This window comes from Achromobacter sp. FW305-C-28, from assembly GCF_058783235.1.
On record NZ_JBYSYL010000010.1, the window covers coordinates 1 to 17862 of the forward strand.

15 protein-coding genes are annotated in these 17862 nt (G+C 67.2%); 8 read left to right on the forward strand and 7 right to left on the reverse strand.

What is annotated here, in order from left to right; translation table 11 throughout:
- Nucleotides 1–149: 149 nt before the first annotated feature.
- Together AC3WMR_RS22335 and AC3WMR_RS22340 are read right to left on the reverse strand one after the other, a co-directional pair.
- A complete protein-coding gene (locus tag AC3WMR_RS22335) occupies nucleotides 150–2045 on the reverse strand; it encodes an LTA synthase family protein (protein ID WP_492265198.1) in 1896 nt (631 codons plus the stop codon).
- A 227-nt stretch (nucleotides 2046–2272) separates the two neighbouring features.
- On the reverse strand, nucleotides 2273–3001 hold the full coding sequence (locus tag AC3WMR_RS22340; protein WP_492265197.1) for a FadR/GntR family transcriptional regulator: 729 nt from the start codon (nucleotides 2999–3001) through the stop codon (nucleotides 2273–2275).
- A 129-nt stretch (nucleotides 3002–3130) separates the two neighbouring features.
- Here AC3WMR_RS22340 and AC3WMR_RS22345 point away from each other — a divergent pair, with 129 nt between their 5' ends.
- From AC3WMR_RS22345 to AC3WMR_RS22365, 5 genes are all read left to right on the forward strand, one after another.
- Nucleotides 3131–3970, forward strand: a complete 840-nt coding sequence (locus AC3WMR_RS22345) for an NAD-dependent epimerase/dehydratase family protein (protein ID WP_492265196.1) — start codon at nucleotides 3131–3133, stop codon at nucleotides 3968–3970.
- 14 nt (nucleotides 3971–3984) lie between these two features.
- Nucleotides 3985–4866 carry an SMP-30/gluconolactonase/LRE family protein gene (locus tag AC3WMR_RS22350; RefSeq protein WP_492265195.1) on the forward strand — a complete coding sequence of 294 codons (882 nt, stop codon included), beginning with the start codon at nucleotides 3985–3987 and terminating at the stop codon, nucleotides 4864–4866.
- A 121-nt stretch (nucleotides 4867–4987) separates the two neighbouring features.
- Nucleotides 4988–5965, forward strand: a complete 978-nt coding sequence (locus tag AC3WMR_RS22355; RefSeq protein WP_492265194.1) for a TRAP transporter substrate-binding protein — start codon at nucleotides 4988–4990, stop codon at nucleotides 5963–5965.
- 9 nt (nucleotides 5966–5974) lie between these two features.
- Nucleotides 5975–6538, forward strand: coding sequence for a TRAP transporter small permease (locus AC3WMR_RS22360; RefSeq protein WP_492265193.1), 564 nt, complete (start codon nucleotides 5975–5977; stop codon nucleotides 6536–6538).
- Nucleotides 6529–7812 carry a TRAP transporter large permease gene (locus tag AC3WMR_RS22365; RefSeq protein WP_492265192.1) on the forward strand — a complete coding sequence of 428 codons (1284 nt, stop codon included), beginning with the start codon at nucleotides 6529–6531 and terminating at the stop codon, nucleotides 7810–7812. Before AC3WMR_RS22360 ends, AC3WMR_RS22365 begins: the two co-directional genes overlap by 10 nt.
- On the opposite strand, the gene AC3WMR_RS22370 is transcribed toward AC3WMR_RS22365, so the two are convergent.
- The 5 genes from AC3WMR_RS22370 to AC3WMR_RS22390 all read right to left on the reverse strand — a co-directional run bounded on the left by AC3WMR_RS22370 (nucleotide 7764) and on the right by AC3WMR_RS22390 (nucleotide 12877).
- Nucleotides 7764–8552, reverse strand: a complete 789-nt coding sequence (locus AC3WMR_RS22370; RefSeq protein ID WP_492265191.1) for a phosphatase PAP2 family protein — start codon at nucleotides 8550–8552, stop codon at nucleotides 7764–7766. The genes AC3WMR_RS22365 and AC3WMR_RS22370 overlap by 49 nt on opposite strands.
- A 98-nt stretch (nucleotides 8553–8650) precedes the next feature.
- Nucleotides 8651–9982 (reverse strand): sensor histidine kinase, encoded by a 1332-nt coding sequence (locus AC3WMR_RS22375; protein WP_492265190.1) that lies wholly within the window; start codon nucleotides 9980–9982, stop codon nucleotides 8651–8653.
- Entirely contained in the window at nucleotides 9979–10692 is a 714-nt protein-coding gene (locus AC3WMR_RS22380) for a response regulator transcription factor (protein ID WP_492265189.1), read from the reverse strand. Before AC3WMR_RS22380 ends, AC3WMR_RS22375 begins: the two co-directional genes overlap by 4 nt.
- Nucleotides 10693–10732: 40 nt before the next feature.
- Nucleotides 10733–12148 (reverse strand): FAD-binding oxidoreductase, encoded by a 1416-nt coding sequence (locus tag AC3WMR_RS22385; protein WP_492265188.1) that lies wholly within the window; start codon nucleotides 12146–12148, stop codon nucleotides 10733–10735.
- A 60-nt stretch (nucleotides 12149–12208) separates the two neighbouring features.
- On the reverse strand, nucleotides 12209–12877 hold the full coding sequence (locus AC3WMR_RS22390) for a BPTD_3102 family carboxylase-like protein (protein WP_492265187.1): 669 nt from the start codon (nucleotides 12875–12877) through the stop codon (nucleotides 12209–12211).
- 257 nt (nucleotides 12878–13134) lie between these two features.
- Between AC3WMR_RS22390 and AC3WMR_RS22395 the strand changes: the two genes are divergently transcribed.
- The 3 genes from AC3WMR_RS22395 to AC3WMR_RS22405 all read left to right on the forward strand — a co-directional run bounded on the left by AC3WMR_RS22395 (nucleotide 13135) and on the right by AC3WMR_RS22405 (nucleotide 17849).
- On the forward strand, nucleotides 13135–14526 hold the full coding sequence (locus AC3WMR_RS22395; RefSeq protein ID WP_492265186.1) for a phosphomannomutase/phosphoglucomutase: 1392 nt from the start codon (nucleotides 13135–13137) through the stop codon (nucleotides 14524–14526).
- Between the two features lie 7 nt (nucleotides 14527–14533).
- A complete protein-coding gene (pgi, locus tag AC3WMR_RS22400) occupies nucleotides 14534–16093 on the forward strand; it encodes a glucose-6-phosphate isomerase (RefSeq protein ID WP_492265185.1) in 1560 nt (519 codons plus the stop codon).
- 79 nt (nucleotides 16094–16172) lie between these two features.
- Entirely contained in the window at nucleotides 16173–17849 is a 1677-nt protein-coding gene (locus tag AC3WMR_RS22405) for a gamma-glutamyltransferase family protein (protein WP_492265184.1), read from the forward strand.
- Nucleotides 17850–17862 lie beyond the last annotated feature (13 nt).

Consider the following 17862-nt stretch of genomic DNA (forward strand, 5'->3'; position numbering starts at 1 on the left):
ACGTTTCTTCTTCATCGGCATATCCATGATCTTTAGTCCTCATGATATGCCCCGCCCACAAAATCCCGGATAGGCCCGCAATCGTAGCCCCGCCCACCCCACACCGACACCGCCAAGCGCGACTTAAGAACCCAATACTCAAGCCCTAATTAAGGCAACCGGTACTTCTCTTCCCGGTAAACCCAACTCCCCCACAATCCATGCGCCAAAGCTTCTTTCACAAGCGCATCGTCTGCCGGCTCAACAGGTTCGTAGATTTCATCACGCCCCACCGGCGCCGCCTCATACCGATATTCTTTTGGTGCCTTCGAAGGTTCCAGAACCAACAGCTTGTCGCCACGCAAATATCCGAAGTTATCCGCGTACTGCATCAGCGCACGATTCGGATCTCGTTGCGTCAGATCTGCGCCCAGCATCGGATTCACGTTGTCCAGGCCGATCAATGACAGCAGCGTCGGCGCCATGTCGATCTGGCTCACGATGCGGTCGTCCTGGCGGGGGGTGATGCCGGCGCCCAGGATCAGCGCGGGGATCTGGAAGTGGCGCACCGGGACCGGGATCGAACCGTAGACACGGGAATCGTGGTCGGCGATCACCAGGAATACCGTGTTGTTCCAGTACGGGGCCTGGCGGGCCTTGTCGAAGAATTGGCCCAGCGCCCAGTCTGCGTAGCGCACCGTGTTGTCCACGCTGGCCGGGTCGCCCACCGGCTGGATGCGGCCAGTGGGGTATTCCCAAGGCGAGTGGTTGCTGACCGAGAACGCCAGCGTGAAGACGGGCTTGTCGCCGTCTTCGCGCAGCAGGCGGTCGACCTGGTTGAACATGTCTTCGTCGGAAGCGCCCCACGAGCCTTCGAACACCGGGTTCACGAACTTCGGGCGGTCAATGACTTCGTTGAAGCCGTTGCCCAGGAAGAATGCTCGCATATTGTCGAAATGCGATTCGCCACCGTAGACAAAACGTGAGTGATAGCCGTGCTTGCCCAGCACTTGCGCCAGCGTGAAGAAGCCGGTCTGCGAGCGTGGCAGTTTGACCACGGCGTCGGCCACACTGGGCAAAAAGCCGGCCGTCACGGCTTCGATGCCGCGTACCGAGCGGGTGCCGGTGGCGTAGGCGCGGTGGAACATCCAGCCGTCCTTGGCCAGGCGATCGATGTTGGGCGTCAGGTCCTTGCCGCCCAGGCTGCCGACGTATTGGGCGCCCAGGCTTTCCTGCAGGATGATCACCACGTTCAGCGGCTTGTCGCGGCGCACGGTGGCTTTCTGTTCGTGCAGGCTGGGGTAGCGCGGGTCCAGCGGCGGGCCGGACAGGCCGGCTTTTTCGCGCACGATGGCGTTCATTTCGTCCACCGGCATCTTCGGGTACATCGCGGCCGACGAGCGCTCGTCGCGCATGCGGTAGGCGGCGTCGAACACGCTGTACAGCGAGTTCAGGGCCAGCGAATTGACCATCGCGTCGGAACTGAACGCCACCTTGGCCGGGTTGATGGGGCGGTGTTCCAGCGTGCCGCGTGCGCCCAGCACCACCAGGGCCAGGATGACCAGCGTCGCCACCGGGCGCTTCCACCATGCCATGAACGGGTCGCGTACGCGTGTCGGGAACAGCTTGACCGCCAGCCAGGCCGCCAGGATCAGCACGATGGCGGCGGCGAGCAGCACACCCTTGTAGCCCTGCCACAGCATCGAACCGACTTCCTTCGGGTTGAGCAGGTAGATGAAGTACAGGCGGTTGGGCCGGGTGTCGTATTCGGCGATGAATTGCGGCGTGGAGACTTCCAGCAGCACGTACAGCATCCACCAGATGCGGAACCACCAGGCAGTCACACGGGCGCCCCAGGCGCGGTGGCCGAACCACGGCGAGAACACCGCGGGCAGCGCGATCACCATGGACAACAGGCAGACGTCGATGCGCAGGCCGCCGAACAACACGGGCCACAGGCCGCCAGCGGCCTCGACGCGGTCCCACATCCACAGCGCCAGGCCCAGCCGGCTGAGGGTCAGCAGGACCAGGACGGACAGGATGAACCGAAGTGTCAGGCGGCGCATGCGGCGGCCCTCCCCTGGCGGCTGCCAAGCCCTTGCGTTGATGCGTCGCTACGATGACCGAGCCAAACCATGCCTTGCCGTCCGGTGAATGAAAACGGCCAAGATTAACGCGGTTTGACGGAGACGACGGCGGTGAACGGCGGTTGAATTTTTACCGAGCCAGGGTAACCGTTGTATGACGTCATATTTCGTCTAATGCTGGCCCTGGGGAAGGCAGCCCGTCGTCGTTACTGCACCTTGCGCAAGCGCTCGCGGCTGTTGCTCAGGTGAGTGCGCATCGCGGCGCGGGCGGCTTCGGCGTCCTGGCGGACGATGGCGCTGTAGATGTCTTCGTGTTCCAGGTTGACGCGGGCCAGGTAGGCGGGGCGGTCTTCGTGGGCGAATTTGGCCGAGTTGATGCGGGTGCGGGGAATGATGGCCGAGCCCAGGTGCGACATCAGGTCGGCGAAATAGCGGTTGTCGGTGGCTTGGGACACCAGCAGGTGGAACTGGAAGTCGGGGGTGATGGTGTCGCCGCCGCTGTCCAGCGCGCTCTTGAAGGCATCCAGCGCGCGGCGCATGTCGGCCAGTTGGGCGTCGCTGCGGCGTATCGCGGCAAGACCCGCGGCTTCGCTTTCGAGGCAGATGCGCAGTTCCAGCAGCACCAGTACATCGCGCACGGTGGCGATGTCGGCCGGGTCCACGCGGAAATCGCCGCCGCCGCTCGGTTCCAGGGCGTAGGTGCCGACGCCATGGTGGGTTTCGACCAGGCCCGAGGCCTGCAACCGCGACAGGGCTTCACGCACGACGGTGCGGCTGACGCCGAACAGCCGCATGATCTCCGATTCCGTGGGCAGCTTGTCGCCCGGGCGGATCTCGCCGCCGCGGATGCGTTCGGAAATGCTTTCGACCAGGCCCTGGGCCAGGTTTCGGGGACGACGCTGCGGCAAGACGGGAGTATCGACAGGAGCGTTCATCAGGGATTATCCGAAAGCGGTTGCGTGGAGCTTGACTGCAAAAATTCGTGCTTATTATACTTTGGACAGGTTGTACGATAACGTACCAGATACGTCCTCTCCACTGCGCCATCCACCGAGTGTTGCGCCATGAGCCAAGTTGTCGACCGCATGCCCGCTGTCCCGCGTTGCCATCGCCTGCTATTGACCGGCGCGGCCGGCAACCTGGGCAAGGTACTGCGGCCACGCTTGAAAGCCTATGCCGACGTGCTGCGGGTATCCGACGTGGCGGCGCTGGCACCTGCCGGCCCTGGCGAGGAAGTCATCCCCTGCGACCTGGCCGATGCCGCCGCCGTTTCCGAACTGGTGCGCGGCGTCGACGCCATTGTGCACCTGGGCGGCGTTTCCGTGGAACGTTCTTTCGAAGAAATCCTGCCGGCCAACATCCAGGGCGTGTACCACGTCTACGAAGCCGCCCGCGTCCATGGCGTGCAGCGCGTGGTGTTTGCCAGCTCCAACCACGTCATCGGCTTCTACGAACAGGGCGCGCAGCTGGATGCCGACGTGCCGCTGCGCCCCGACGGCTACTACGGCCTGAGCAAAGCCTACGGCGAAAACCTGTCGCGCTTCTACTACGACCGCTACGGCATCGAGACCGTCTGCCTGCGTATCGGCTCGTCGTTTCCCGAGCCGAAGGATCGCCGCATGATGGTCACCTGGCTCAGCTACGACGACCTGACCGACCTGGTGGTGCGATCCCTCTTCACGCCGGCCGTCGGCCACCTGATCGCCTACGGCGCCTCGGCCAACCGCGACAGCTGGTGGGACAACGCCCGCGCCGCCGCGCTGGGTTTCGCGCCCAAGGATTCGTCCGAATCCTTCCGCGCCCAGGTCGAAGCCCAACCGCCCTTGCCCGCCGACGACCCCGCCGCCCGCTACCAGGGCGGCGCATTCGTCAAGGCCGGCCCCTTCCCCTTTCCGCCCCGCTGATTCCCGCCCGCGCCATGGCGACCTCCGCTGAACGCATCGGCACCCAGCTCTGCGGCGTGGGCGAAAGCCCGGTCTGGCGCGCCGCCGACCAATCCTTCTATTGGACCGACATCCCTGGCCGCGCGCTCTGGCGCTGGACGCCGGGCAGCGGCGCCATCGACCACTGGGCCCTGCCGCAGATGGCCGGCTGCATCGCGCCGCGCGGCAAGGGCTGGCTGCTGGCCATGGAAGACGGCCTGTATACCTGCGGCCCGCTGGCCGCTGGGCAGCCCTGCCTGCCGCAGCCGCTGGCCCGCGTGCGCCATGGATCGCCAGGCATGCGCTTCAACGACGGGCGCTGCGACCGCCAGGGCCGCTTCTGGGCCGGCACCATGGTCATGGACATGCGCCTGGCCAGCCACGCCGGCCGCCTGTATCGGCATGACGGCGGCGACGTGCTGCAAGCCGTCGTCGATGACCTGATCGTGCCCAACGGCCTGGCCTTCAGCCCCGACGGCCGCACGCTGTACCTGTCCGATTCGCATCCCGCGCGGCAGGTGATCTGGGCCTACGACTACGACACCGACACCGGCGTGCCGAGCAACCGCCGCGTGTTCATCCCGAAGCTGCCCGCGGGCCGGCCCGACGGCGCGGCGGTGGACGCCGACGGCGGCTACTGGATCTGCGGCAACGAAGCGGGCCGCATCTACCGCTACACGCCGGACGGCCGGCTGGACCGCAGCGTCGACGTGCCCGCCCCGCGGGTCGCGATGTGCGCCTTCGGCGGGCCGGACCTGGACGTCCTGTTCGTCACATCCATCCGCCCCGCGGACGCCGCCCCCGGCTCGGCCGCGGGCGCCGTGTTTGCTCTGCGCCCCGGCGCGCGGGGTCTGGAGGAAACCGCAAGCACCGGCTAGCACCCGACCGCGGCGCAGGCCTTGCGCCCATGCACGTGTAGTAGGCAGGTCCGACATCTCAAAGAGCTTCGGGGTCCCACGGGCCCTCAACGAAACGCCGTACTCCCTACCGGAGGTAGACATGCTTGCCCCGACCCTGACCCGCGCCATTCTGGCAGCGGCTGCCTTGCTGACGCTGATTCCCGCCACCCATGCCGCCGAGCTGCGCTCTGCGGACATCCACCCCGACGATTACCCCACCGTGCAGGCCGTGCGCCAATTCGGCGAACTGGTCAGGCAACGCACTAATGGCCGCATCACCGTCAAGGTGTACGCAGGCGGCGCATTGGGCAACGAAGACGATTCGATCGAACAAGTGAAGATGGGCGCGCTGGCCATGGCGCGTGTGTCCAGCGCCGCCATGCACAACATCTGCCAGACCACGCGGGTGCCGTCGCTGCCGTTCCTGTTCCGCTCCAAGGACCACCTGCACAAGGTGCTGGACAGCGACATTGGCGAGCAGATCCTGCGGTCGTGCGAATCGGCCGGCTTCGTGGGCCTGGCGTGGTACGACAGCGGCTCGCGCTCGATGTACACGCGCAACAAGCCGATCAAGACGCTGGCCGACGCCAAGGGCTTGAAGATCCGGGTGCAGCAGTCGGACCTGTCGGTCGCCATGGTCGAAGCCATGGGCGGCAACGCCACGCCGATGCCGATGGGCGAGGTCTATACCTCGCTCAAGACCGGGCTGGTGGACGCGGCCGAAAACAACTACCCCAGCTATGAAAGCGCGCACCACTACGAGGTGGCCAAGTACTACGCGATGACCGACCACACCATGACGCCCGAGATGCTGATCTTCTCGAAGCGGCAATGGGACAAGCTGTCGGCCGACGACCAGAAGATCCTGCGCGAGGCCGCGCGCGAATCGGTGCCCTACATGCGCAAGCTGTGGGACGAGCGCGAACAGAAATCCCGCGCCGTGGTCGAGAAGGCCGGCTCGCAGATCGTCGAGGTCGACAAGGCCTCGTTCCAGGCGGCGATGAAGCCGGTCTATGACCGCTACGTCACCACCCCCGACATGAAAGACCTGGTCGCCAAGATCCAGGCCGTCCAGTAAGGGAACATCATGTTGGCTACCTCCACGAATGACCCGGATGTCGCGGCGGGGGGCCGGGCGCATGCCCTGGCTGCCCCGCTGGACGCCTACACCCGCGCCTGCGCCCGGCTGGCGCGCCTGTGCATGTGGACCAGCGTGTTCGGGCTGGTCTGCCTGATCATCGCCGTGTCGCTGCAGATCTTCGGCCGCCACGTGCTCAACAGCACGCCCACCTGGGCTGAAAGCCTGGCCTTGCTGCTGGTGCTGTACGTCACCATGCTGGGCGCGGCGGTCGGCGTGCGCGATGCCGGCCACATCGGCTTCGAATCGCTGGTGGACGCATTGCCCGCGGCCGGCCAGCGGCGCCTGAAGATATTCATCCACCTGCTGGTGCTGTTGTTCGGCGTGCTGATGGCCTGGAACTGCGCCCTGCTCGCCGAGTCCGTGTGGCCCTACAAGATTCCCAACCTGGGCATCTCCAACGGCTGGAAATACATCCCCGCGGCCCTGTCCGGCACGCTGATTGCGCTCTTTTCCATCGAGCACGTCATCGCCCTGCTGCGCAACCAGAAGGTGGTACCGGCATGGCGCTGACCCTACTCTCATTCACCTTCATGGGCTTTCTGGTGATCGGCGTGCCGGTGGCCTTCGCCATCGGCCTGTCGTCCATCACGGCCATCATGTATGAAGACCTGCCGCTGGCGGTCGCCTTCCAGCAGATGACCTCGGGCATGAACGCGTTCTCGTTCCTGGCCATCCCGTTCTTCATCTTCACCGGCGAACTGATGCTGTACGGCGGCATCGCCGACCGCATCGTGGCCTTCGCCAAATCGCTGGTGGGGCACGTGCGCGGCGGCCTGGGCATGTCCAACGTGGTGGCCTGCACGCTGTTCGGCGGCGTGTCGGGTTCGCCGGTGGCGGACGTGTCGGCAATGGGCTCAGTGATGATCCCCATGATGAAACGCGAGGGCTACCACGCCGACTACGCCGTCAACGTCACGACCCACGCGGCGCTGGTCGGCGCGCTGATGCCCACCAGCCACAACATCATCATCTATACGCTGGCGGCGGGCGGCAAGGTATCGATTGCCGCCCTGATCGCCGCAGGCGTCATCCCCGCGCTGATCCTGACGCTGTGCAACCTGGCCGCGGCCTACTTCGTGGCGCGCAGCCGCGGCTACCCGGCAGGCACGTTTCCGGGCTGGGCCATCGTCGGGCGCTCGCTGGTCGCCGCGACGCCGGGCCTGTTCGTGGTGGTGCTGATCATCGCGGGCATCCTGAGCGGCGTGTTCACCGCGACGGAATCGGCGGCGGTGGCGGTGCTGTATGCGCTGGCGCTGACCATCTTCGTCTACCGCTCGCTGACCTGGGACCAGTTCGTGCGCGCCGCCAGCAAGGCGGTCAAGACCACGGGCGTGGTGTTGCTGCTGATCGGCATTTCAGCCACCTTCGGCTACCTGATCAGCTTCTACGGCGTGGCCGAAAAGACCGGCGAACTGATGGCGTCCGTGTCCACCAGCCCCTGGGCCATCTTCCTGATGGTCAACGTCATCCTGTTCGTGCTGGGGACCTTCCTGGACATGGCCGCCACCATCCTGATCTGCACGCCGATCTTCCTGCCGATCTGCATGCAGTACGGGATGGGGCCGGTGCAGTTTGGCATCGTGATGCTGCTGAACTGCGCCCTGGGGCTGAACACGCCGCCGGTAGGCACCACCCAGTTCGTGGGCTGCGCCATCGGCGGCGTTTCGGTGGGCACGGTGATGCGGACGATCTGGCCCTTCTACGGGGCGCTGATCGCGGCCCTGGGGCTGGTGACCTACGTGCCCGCGTTCTCGCTATGGCTGCCCGGCGTGCTGCTCAACTGAACCGTCGCCACCGGGGACGGTCCGCCAGCGTTCCGTCCCCGCAGCACCGGCCAGAAGAACAGCGCGGCCAGCAGCCACATCAAGGCCGCGGACCAGAGCGTCTGGCTCAGGAAGTGCGCGCCTTGCAGGATGCGCACGACCGAAAACCCCACCCCGGCGGTAATCCCTACCGCCAACCCGCCCCAGCGCCAGTTCGGTCGACCCGCGGCCCAGCCGGCGAAGTACAGAGCCAGCATGGAATAACCGGCGCCGGCATGGCCGCTGGGCAAGGCGCCGCCGGCCTTGGTGCGGTCCCAGGTCCACCATGACGTCGGATACGGCGTGTAGCCGCCCAGCGTGTCCAGGTCGTAGGGCCGCGGCAAGGTGGTGTAGTGCTTGAGCTGGTTGACCAGCAGTTGCCCCACCAGGCAGGTCAGGGCAATGGCCAAGGCCGGGCCCCGCAGGGGTCGCCAGGCCGGAATGCGGTAGCTGGCGGCGGCCACTGCCACCGCACCCAGCCCGATGCCGATGGGCAGGGCCAGCACCATGCGGTGCCCGACCAGTTCCAGCCACCGGTTCGAGTGCAACGGAAAATCGTCCAGCGCCGGGCTGAACAGCGCCCGCCCGATCGCCAGGTCCAGCCCGGAGGCGTTCGCCCACCAGGCCAGGCAGGCCAGGATCAGGGTCACGCCCAGGACGTGCGTGAAGAAATAGGCAGCTGGCGTCGGCCGGGTGGCCGCAGGCAGGGATAACGGGGACATGTAGGAGGCGGTGCGGTGGCGGTCGGCCGGAGCGGACAGCTTAGGCGTGCGATAGTCGAAAATTCGTCAAATTCGCACGCCCGGTTCACGCCATCCGTTCAGGCCGTGGCAGTGGCTGTTTCCAGCCGCAACGTGAAGCGCGTGCCGCGCTGCTCGCCCTCGCGAGCGGAATCGACCGTCAGCGTCCAGCCCTGCATGTCGCATACGCGCTTGGCAATCGCCAGCCCCAGGCCACGCGCCGTCTCGTCGCGTCCGGCCGTGCCCGAATCGCGCATTCGTCCGCTGTAGTAACGGCGGAACAGAAACGGCAGGTCATCCGCCGCAATGCCCTTGCCGTCGTCGCTGAGCAGCAAGGCGCCGTCAGCGTCCAGGCTGGCCGTCAGGGTGGCCGGCGCGGCATGCTCGACGGCATTGCGGACCAGATTGCGCAGCACGGTCAGCAGCGCGTAGCGGTCCAGGATGCGGATGTGGTCGGGCTCGATGCGGTTGTCAAAGCGCAGTTCGGCCAGGCCGGCCTGCGTTTCATACCCCCGCCAGGCATCCAGCATGCATTCGCCCAGGTCGACAGGTTCTGGCGGCCGCATCTGGTCGCGAGCCATGGCGCGCGCGCTTTCCAGGCACACGATGACGTCGTCGACGTTATCCACCACCCGCGTCAGCCGCTGGCGTTGGTCCGGAGTCAGTTCCTGGGTCAGCAACATCAGTTCGCTGTCGGACCGGATGGCCGCAAGCGGAGTACGGACCTCGTGGCTGAGATTGCCGGCAAATTCGCGTTCGCGCGCGATCGACCGGTCGACCTGATTCTGCACCCGGTTGAAGGCTTCGATCAGCCGGCCCGCCTCGTCGTCGCGGGTCACCGCCAGGTCGGGCGCCCCCGGCGCCCAGGTCGACAATCGGTCGGTCAGGTCCAGCAATGGCCCCACCGCCACCGCCGCCACCCGCCGCGACAGGGCGTAGGCCCCCACTACGCAGATGGCCCCCACGCCCAGGACGATCAGGCCGAAATCGTGCACCCGCTCTTCGTTGTCGGTCGCGTCGTACAGCAGATAAACCTTGCCGGTGCCGGTTTCGGCCACCATCACATGCCAGGTATAGGCGCCGGGTTCGATCAGGTGCAGGCCGTTGTCCAGCCCGCGGATTTCTTCAGGCATGCCGATGGGCGGCTGGCCATCGACGCTGAGCCAGGCGCGCATGGACCCGCCCAGCTCGCGGGCGCCGCGGCGCGGCAGGAACTGGTCGCTGGTGCGCGCGTGCTGCACCAGCCGGTCCATTTCGGTGTTGAGGATGTCGTTGACCAGATCGTCTTCCATCTGGTCGAACGTCAGGTAGGCCAGCAGCGCCAGCGCCGTGACGAAAAGCGCCACGGTGCCCGTCAGCGCCCACACCACGCGTTGAGTCAGGGTGCCAGCCCCTGTCGAGGGCCGACTCATGCGGCCGCTCCGCTCGCCACCAGCCGCCAGCCGGTGCCATGCAGCGTTTCGATGCCATCGAAGCCGGCATCGGCCAGTGCGCGGCGCAGCAGGTGAACCTGGCTGCGCAAGGCATCGGAAGACGGCGGCTCGCTGCCCCACAGCTGCGCTTCGAGTTCTTCGCGCGACACCACCCGGCCCGGATCGCGCAGCAGCGCTTCAAGAATGATGGTCGCTTTGCGCGTCAGATGCACCGGCTTGCCGGCGATGGACACCATGCGGCTGCGCGTGTCGTATTGCAGGTCGCCGAACACCCGCACCGTGTCGACGGTGGAGCCCTTGGCGCGCTGGATCAGGGCCAGCAGGCGGGCTTCGACCTCCAGCAGCGCGAACGGCTTGGTCAGGTAGTCGTCGGCGCCATGCGAAAAACCGGCCAGCTTGTCTTCCAGGCTGTCACGCGCGGTCAGCACCAGCACCGGCAGCGGCAGGCGTTTCTCGTTGCGCAAGGCGTGCAGCACCGCGTTGCCGTCCATGCCGGGCAGGCCGATGTCCAGGATCATCGCGTCGAAACGCTGCTCTTGCAGGCGCTTGAGCGCGGCCGGACCGCTGTAGGCCACGTCCGGCAGGAACTTGCGCGCTTCCAGGAAGGTGTACAGGTTGCCGGCGATGATGTGATCGTCTTCGACGATCAGGATCCGCTGATTCGCACCCGCTGCGGGACTGGCCGCCATGTTTGCATTCCCCATGGAAAGAAAGGTTGAGCGTCCCGCGTCAGGCTTGCAGCACCTTGCCGGGATTCATCAGGCCTTGCGGGTCGAGCGCGCGCTTGATGCGTCGCATCAGCGCCAGCTCGACCGGACTCTTGTAACGCGGCAGCTCGTCGCGCTTGAGCTGGCCGACGCCATGCTCGGCGCTGATCGACCCCGCGTGGCCATGCACGCTGTCGTGCACCACGCCGTAGATCTCGCTTTGCAGCGCCAGCAGCTCGGCTTCGGTCTGGCCCGGGGCGTTGGCCACGTTGTAATGCAGGTTGCCGTCGCCCAGATGGCCGAAGATCACGTGCCGCACGCCCGGAAAGCGCGCCTGCAGCAATGCATTGGTCTTGTGCACGAAACCGGCGATGCCGGAAATGGGAATCGACACGTCGTGCTTGACGGACTTGCCCAGCTCGGCCTCGGCCAGCGGGATGCTCTCGCGCAGGTGCCACAGCGCCTTGCTCTGCGCCACATTGGCGGCGATGGCCGCGTCGTTCACCAGGCCGGCTTCGATGGCATCGCCCAGCACGGTTTCAAAGCGCTCGCGCGCATGGGTCTCGCTTTCGCTGTCGGACAGTTCCAGCAGCGCGAACCAGGGCGACGCGGCGGATTCACCGTCGAAAGGCAAGCGCTGTTGCGGAAACAGCCGCACCACCGCCTGCAGGCAATCGCCGCTCATCAATTCGAAGCCGGTCAGCGCCGCGCCAAATCCGGCGCGGGCGCGTGACAGCAATTCCACCGCGTTGTCGATGCTGTCCAGCGTGAGCAGCGCCGTACACGAGGCGACCGGCCGCGGAAACAGCTTGAGTGTGGCCGCGGTGATGATGCCCAGCGTGCCCTCGCTACCGATGTACAGATCGCGCAGGTCATAGCCGGTGTTGTCCTTGCGCAGGCCACGCAGCCCGTCCCAGATCTCGCCTTCGGCCGTCACGACTTCCAGCCCCAGGGTCAGGTCGCGCGTGTTGCCGTAGCGCAGCACCTGCGTGCCGCCGGCATTGGTGGCCAGGTTGCCGCCGATGGTGCAGCTGCCTTCGGCCGCGAGACTCAGCGGGAACAGGCGGCCCGCGTTGGCCGCGGCCTCTTGCACCGCTTGCAGGATGCAGCCGGCTTCCACCGTGATGGTGTCGTTGTCGGTGTCCAGCGCGCGCACCCGGGTCAGGCGGGCGGTGGACAGCACCACGGCGTTGCCGGAGTCGTCGGGCGTGGCGCCGCCGCACAGGCCGGTGTTGCCGCCCTGCGGCACCACCGGCACGCCGTGGCGGGCGCACAGCTTGATGGCATCAGCCACTTCCTGGGCGGACCCCGGGCGGATCACCGCCAGCGCCGCGCCCCGATAGCGCCGGCGCCAGTCCAGCACGTAGGAATCGGCGTCCGCGCCGGTCAGCACATGGGACGCGCCCAGGAGGGACTGCAAATCGCTCAGCAAATTCATAGGCGCCGCACAGGAAATCGCGCCGGGCCGCGCCCGGGCGCTGTTCAAGGGATATACGGCCTATTGTAGAGGCTGCGGCGCCCAGGCCGCCCGCCCGGCCCGCCCTAGGGCCTGGTCCAGCCGGGTGCCCGTCAGGCCCGTGCAGTAGGCCCGCGACGCGATGCGATTCATCAGGAACGCCCGGTCCACGCCGGCGGGGCCGGGCATTTCAGACAATGCGCGGTACGCGCGGCGCAGGGCCTCGCCGCGCGTGGCGCCGCACACCAGCAGGCGGGTGCAGGGCTTGCGACGCTCGGCGCAGCCGTCGATGCGCACTTCCAGTGCATGCGCGGCGACCGGTTCGAAATCGGCCACTGCCGCCCCGGAACGGGGCGTTGATTCGGCGCAGATCACGCGAAAGACGCCGCTGCGGTCGTCCAGCGAAAAGGCCACGGTGCCCATGCCTTGCCAGGCCAGGTCGCGTGCGACGCTGGCCGCTATGGCGCGCAGCGCGCTTTCAATGGAGGACGGCAGGTGCGGCGCCGGGCATTCGGCGATCAGCACCCGGGCATCGCGCCAGACGCAGCGTTCCCAGGCCCGGCCGGTCGCCAGCTCGCCCTCGGGCGAAACGAACACGTGGATGTCGAGCCGGCGCTCCCGCCCGGCGGCGGGGCCGGCGAAGTCCGTGGGCGGCCCCCGCCTGCGCCTGGCGCCGCCCGATGACATGACTGTGGATACTTTGGCTCCCATGGCCCCTCCGGTCTTTCTGCTTGCATGGCAAGCGTATCACCTTCGGATGACGAGCAAGTTCGGTCGCCGCGCAAGGCCCTTGACGTCCTACGGCGGCCGCCGGATGATGCGCCCCGCCCCAATGGGGGATAATCCTTCTTTTCACCCCGCCTTGCCGGCCCGACCGGCCTAGGGGTTAACCAGCAGAACCTGCCCCGGCATCCCCGGCGGGGCCTGCCAGCTGCATGCCAGTATCGTTACTAGAATAAGGAACCGTCGTGGCCGACAACACGCAATTTCCCGCCTCGGTATTCAAGGCCTATGACATCCGCGGCACCGTCCCGGATCTGATCGATGCCCGCTTCGCCCGCTCGCTGGGCGTGGCGCTGGCCGCGCTTGCACAGGCACAAGGCATCCAGACGCTGGTGGTGGGCCGCGACGGCCGCCTGAGCAGCGAAATGCTGTCGCAGGCGCTGCAGGAAGGCATGCTGGAAGGCGGCGTCGACACCCTGGATATCGGCCAGGTCCCCACGCCGCTGGTCTATTTCGCCGCGAACACCATGCAGACCGGCTCGGGCGTCGCCATCACCGGCAGCCACAATCCGCCCAAGTACAACGGCTTCAAGATGATGATGGGCGGACGCGCGCTGTACGGCGAAGACGTGCAGGCCCTGGCCCGCACCATGAATGGCGCCCCGGCCGCCCCGGCCGCACGGCCCGGCGTGCGCCGCGAGCTGGACCTGGTCGCGTCCTACATTGCGCGCGTGGCCTCGGGCGTCAAGCTGGCCCGCCCCATGAAGATCGCCATCGACTGCGGCAACGGCGTGGCCGGTGCCATCGCACCGCAGCTGTTCCGCGCCCTGGGCTGTGAAGTCACCGAACTGTTCTGCGAAGTCGACGGCACCTTCCCCAACCATCATCCCGATCCGGCCGAGCCCAAAAACCTGCAGGACCTGATCCACTGCCTGGCCACGACCGACTGCGAGCTGGGCCTGGCTTTCGACGGCGACGGCGACCGCCTCGGCGTGGTCACCAAATCGGGCCAGATCATCTGGCCGGACCGCCAACTGGTGCTGTTCGCCCGCGACGTGCTCGAGCGCAATCCCGGCGCCACCATCATCTATGACGTCAAGTGCAGCCGGCACGTGGGCCTGTCGGTGCAGGCCGCGGGCGGCGAACCGCTGATGTGGAAGACCGGCCACTCGCTGGTCAAGGCCAAACTGGCCGAAACCGGTGCGCCGCTGGCCGGCGAAATGAGCGGCCATATCTTCTTCAAGGAACGCTGGTACGGCTTTGACGACGGCCTCTACACCGGCGCCCGCCTGCTCGAGATCGTGTCTCGCTTTGCCGACGCCGGCGCGCCGCTGGAAGCCTTGCCGCAAGACGTTTCCACGCCCGAACTGAAACTGGAAATGGAAGAAGGCCAGCCTTTCGCGCTGGTGCAGGCATTGCAAGAGCAAGGCCAATTCCCCGGCGCGGCGCGCGTCATCACTATCGACGGCGTACGGGCGGAATACGCTGACGGCTTTGGCCTGGCGCGGCCGTCCAACACCACGCCGGTCGTGGTCCTGCGTTTCGAGGCACAGACCGCCGAGGCGCTGGCCCGAATCCAGGGTGATTTCCGCCGAGAACTGGCTAAACTCGCTCCCGATGCAACTTTGCCCTTCTAGACTGACCATGTCACTGTCCAACAGTCCCGCATGGCAGCAATTCACCGCCGCTGCCAAACACGCCAACCTGGATGGCGAGCATCTCCGCCTGATCAACGCCCCCGGGCTGCGCCTGGACCTGAGCGCGCAAGCGCATTCGCCCGAGCTTGCGCAAGCCGCGCAATCCTTGCTGACGCAGCAAGGATTCGAGGCGGCGCGCGCCCAACTGTTCGACGGCGGCAACGCCAACTGGACCGAGCAGCGCCCTGCCTGGCACACCGCCCTGCGCGCATCGCAGCCGCCGGCCCTGGTCGCCGGCGCCGTCCTGGCTGAGCGCGAACGCGTGCGTCAGTTCGTGCGCGAGGCAGACGCCGCCAAGCGGTACACCTGCGTACTGCACCTGGGCATCGGCGGCAGCGACTGGGGGCCCCGTCTGGTCACGCGCGCCCTGCGCTACGGTGCCGCCCGGCGTGAAGTGCGATTCGCGTCCAACGTCGACTCGCACTCCGTCGCCGACGCCATGAGCCGGCTCGATCCGCACAACACGCTGGTCATCGTCGCGTCCAAGTCCTTCACCACCACCGAGCCGCTGGCCAACGCCGAAGTCGCCATGAACTGGCTGCGCGATGCTGGCGTGGCCGACCCGATCAAGCAGGTCGTCGCCATTACCGCCAACGTCGAAGCGGCGCTCAACCTGGGCATCTCGCCCGACCATATCTTCCAGATCTGGGACTGGGTGGGCGGCCGCTATTCGCTCTGGTCCGCCATCGGCCTGCCCGTGGCGCTGGCCCTGGGCAATGATGCGTTCGACCAGTTGCTGGCCGGCGCTGCCGCCATGGACGACCACTTCCGTCACGCCCCCTTCGCCGAGAACGCGCCCCTGCAACTGGCGCTGGCCGGCGTCGTCAACCGCAGCGTGCTGGGCTACGACTCGCTGGTCATTTCGCCATACGACTCGCGCCTGTACCACATCGTGCCATGGGCGCAGCAGCTCGAAATGGAATCCCTGGGCAAGGTCGCCACGGCCGATGGCAGTGCAGCGGGCGTCCCGACCGGGCCAGCGGTATGGGGCATGTCGGGCACCGATTGCCAGCACACCTTCTTCCAATGGCTGCACCAGGAGACCACCGGCGCGCCGGTGGATTTCATCCTGTGCGAACAGCCCGACCACGACTACGCACGCCACCACGAACTGCTGATCGCCAATTGCCTGGCCCAGCGCGCCGCGTTGCTGCGCGGCAAATCGTTCGACGATGCACTGGCTGAAACCTCGCTCACCGAGAAAGATCCGACCAAGGCGCGTGTGCTGGCGCAGCACAAAGTGCACCCGGGCGGGCGGCCGTCTTCGCTGATCGTGCTGCCCCGCCTCGAGGCCTATACGCTGGGCGCGCTGTTGGCGCTGTACGAGCACAAGGTCTTCACGCAGGGCGTGATCTGGGGCATCAACCCCTTCGATCAATGGGGCGTGGAATTCGGCAAGGCGCTGGCCAAGAACATCATCCGCGAACTGGACGCGCCTGCCTCGCAGGCCGCCCCCCAGGACCCTTCCACCCGATTCTGGATCGACGCCATCTCGCGCCGCAACTGACGCCGCCCCTGCGGGCGCCCCTATGGACAGCGTGGAACGACGGGCCAATAATGGCCCGTCGTCCTTTCCGGAGCGTCCCATGCCGTCGCCAGTTCGCAGCACCTCCCGGTTCCTCGCCGCCCTGGCGCTGACCGCCGCCGCAGTCAGTGCCCAGGCGCAAACTGCCTCGGGCATGGTCGCCGCCGCCAATCCGCTGGCCGCCGCCGCGGGCCTGGATGCCCTGAAACGCGGTGGCAGCGTGGTCGACGCGGCCATCGCCGTGCAGATGGTGCTGACCGTGGTCGAGCCGCAATCCTCGGGCCTGGGCGGCGGTTCGCTCATGCTGGTGTGGGATCAGGGCAACGCCACCCTGTCGGCGCTGGATGGCCTGGCCGCCGCGCCGGCGCGAACCACCCCCAGCCTGCGCACCGACGTCAATGGCGACACCCTGCCCTTGAAAGACGTTGCGCGTTTTGGCCGGCCGGTGGGCATACCGGGCACCGTGCGCGTGATGGCCTTGGCGCATCAGCGCTACGGCAAGCTGCCCTGGGCCAGCCTGTTCCAGGCCGGCATCCACAGCGCCGAAGACGGCTTCCCGATGTCGCCCTACCTGCACGACAGCCTGCAGCGCTTGCCGCAACTGGCCGAGAACCCCGCCGTTCGAGGCGTGTTCTACGACGCCCAGGGGCAACTGCTGCCGGTGGGCGCCACGGTGCGCAACCCGCTGCTGGCCGACGCGCTCCGCAAGGTCGCGGCCGACCCCGAAGCCATCAACCAGGGCGCGCTCACCGCCGACATCCTGGCCGTGACCGGCGCCGGCAAGTATCCCAGCCTGATCCAGGCCCAGGACCTGGCCGCCTATCGCCCGGCCGAACGCACGCCGATCTGCGGCCCGTTCCTGTCCTGGAAGGTCTGCACCTTTCCGCCCCCCAGCTTTGGCGGCGTCTCGGTCTTGCAGCAACTGGGCATGCTGTCGCAGCGCCGCATCGACACGCTGGCGCCCGGCTCGACCGCGGCCGACCATCTGCTCATCGATACGGCTCGTATCGCCCGCGCCGACCGGCTGGCCTACATCGGCGATCCCGACCAGATCAAGGCGCCCGTGCGCCAGTTGATCTCGCCTGCCTATGTCGATCAGCGCGCCGCCCTGCTGTCCGGCAAGGCGGCCGTGCACCCGCGCCCCGGCGTATTCGCGGGCGTGCCGGCGCCGGCCGGCGCCGAAGCCCCCGGCACCACCGAGACCAGCCAGGTCGCCATCGTCGATGCCCATGGCAACGCCTTGTCCATGACCACCACCATCAACCTGAACTTCGGTTCCTGGCTGATGCCGCATGGCTTCTTCCTGAACAACGCGCTGACCAACTTCTCGTCAAGCCACGGCAAGGATGCGCCCAATGCCATGGCGCCCAACAAGCGGCCGGTAACGTCGATGGCACCCACCATGGTGTTCGACCACGACGGCAAGCTGGTGCTGGTCACGGGGTCGGCCGGCGGCGGCTACATCGTCGATTACATCGCGCAGGCCGTGGTGGGTACGCTGGCCTGGGGCCTGCGCCCGGCCGATGCGCTGGCGCTGCCGCACGTCGCGGGCAACACCGGCCGCAGCCAGGTCGAAAAAGACCGCGTGCCGCTCGAATCGGCGGCACAACTGGCCGCGCAGGGCCACAAGATCGAGCAGGTTGAAATGAAAAGCGGCGCCGCCGCGATCCGCGTGACGCCGCAAGGGCTGGATGGCGCGGCAGACCCACGCCGCGATGGCGCCGCGCTGGGCGGCTAGGATCCAGGCCTGG

What these genes read in the sequence shown, in the direction of transcription:
- AC3WMR_RS22405 (WP_492265184.1), top strand. Translation starts at nt 16,173, where the DNA reads ATGCCGTCGCCAGTTCGCAGCACCTCCCGGTTCCTCGCCGCCCTGGCG.
- pgi (WP_492265185.1), top strand. Translation starts at nt 14,534, where the DNA reads ATGTCACTGTCCAACAGTCCCGCATGGCAGCAATTCACCGCCGCTGCC.
- AC3WMR_RS22385 (WP_492265188.1), bottom strand. Translation starts at nt 12,148, where the DNA reads ATGAATTTGCTGAGCGATTTGCAGTCCCTCCTGGGCGCGTCCCATGTG.
- AC3WMR_RS22345 (WP_492265196.1), top strand. Translation starts at nt 3,131, where the DNA reads ATGAGCCAAGTTGTCGACCGCATGCCCGCTGTCCCGCGTTGCCATCGC.
- AC3WMR_RS22380 (WP_492265189.1), bottom strand. Translation starts at nt 10,692, where the DNA reads ATGGCGGCCAGTCCCGCAGCGGGTGCGAATCAGCGGATCCTGATCGTC.
- AC3WMR_RS22370 (WP_492265191.1), bottom strand. Translation starts at nt 8,552, where the DNA reads ATGTCCCCGTTATCCCTGCCTGCGGCCACCCGGCCGACGCCAGCTGCC.
- AC3WMR_RS22360 (WP_492265193.1), top strand. Translation starts at nt 5,975, where the DNA reads ATGTTGGCTACCTCCACGAATGACCCGGATGTCGCGGCGGGGGGCCGG.
- AC3WMR_RS22340 (WP_492265197.1), bottom strand. Translation starts at nt 3,001, where the DNA reads ATGAACGCTCCTGTCGATACTCCCGTCTTGCCGCAGCGTCGTCCCCGA.
- AC3WMR_RS22375 (WP_492265190.1), bottom strand. Translation starts at nt 9,982, where the DNA reads ATGAGTCGGCCCTCGACAGGGGCTGGCACCCTGACTCAACGCGTGGTG.
- AC3WMR_RS22350 (WP_492265195.1), top strand. Translation starts at nt 3,985, where the DNA reads ATGGCGACCTCCGCTGAACGCATCGGCACCCAGCTCTGCGGCGTGGGC.
- AC3WMR_RS22355 (WP_492265194.1), top strand. Translation starts at nt 4,988, where the DNA reads ATGCTTGCCCCGACCCTGACCCGCGCCATTCTGGCAGCGGCTGCCTTG.
- AC3WMR_RS22365 (WP_492265192.1), top strand. Translation starts at nt 6,529, where the DNA reads ATGGCGCTGACCCTACTCTCATTCACCTTCATGGGCTTTCTGGTGATC.
- AC3WMR_RS22335 (WP_492265198.1), bottom strand. Translation starts at nt 2,045, where the DNA reads ATGCGCCGCCTGACACTTCGGTTCATCCTGTCCGTCCTGGTCCTGCTG.
- AC3WMR_RS22390 (WP_492265187.1), bottom strand. Translation starts at nt 12,877, where the DNA reads ATGGGAGCCAAAGTATCCACAGTCATGTCATCGGGCGGCGCCAGGCGC.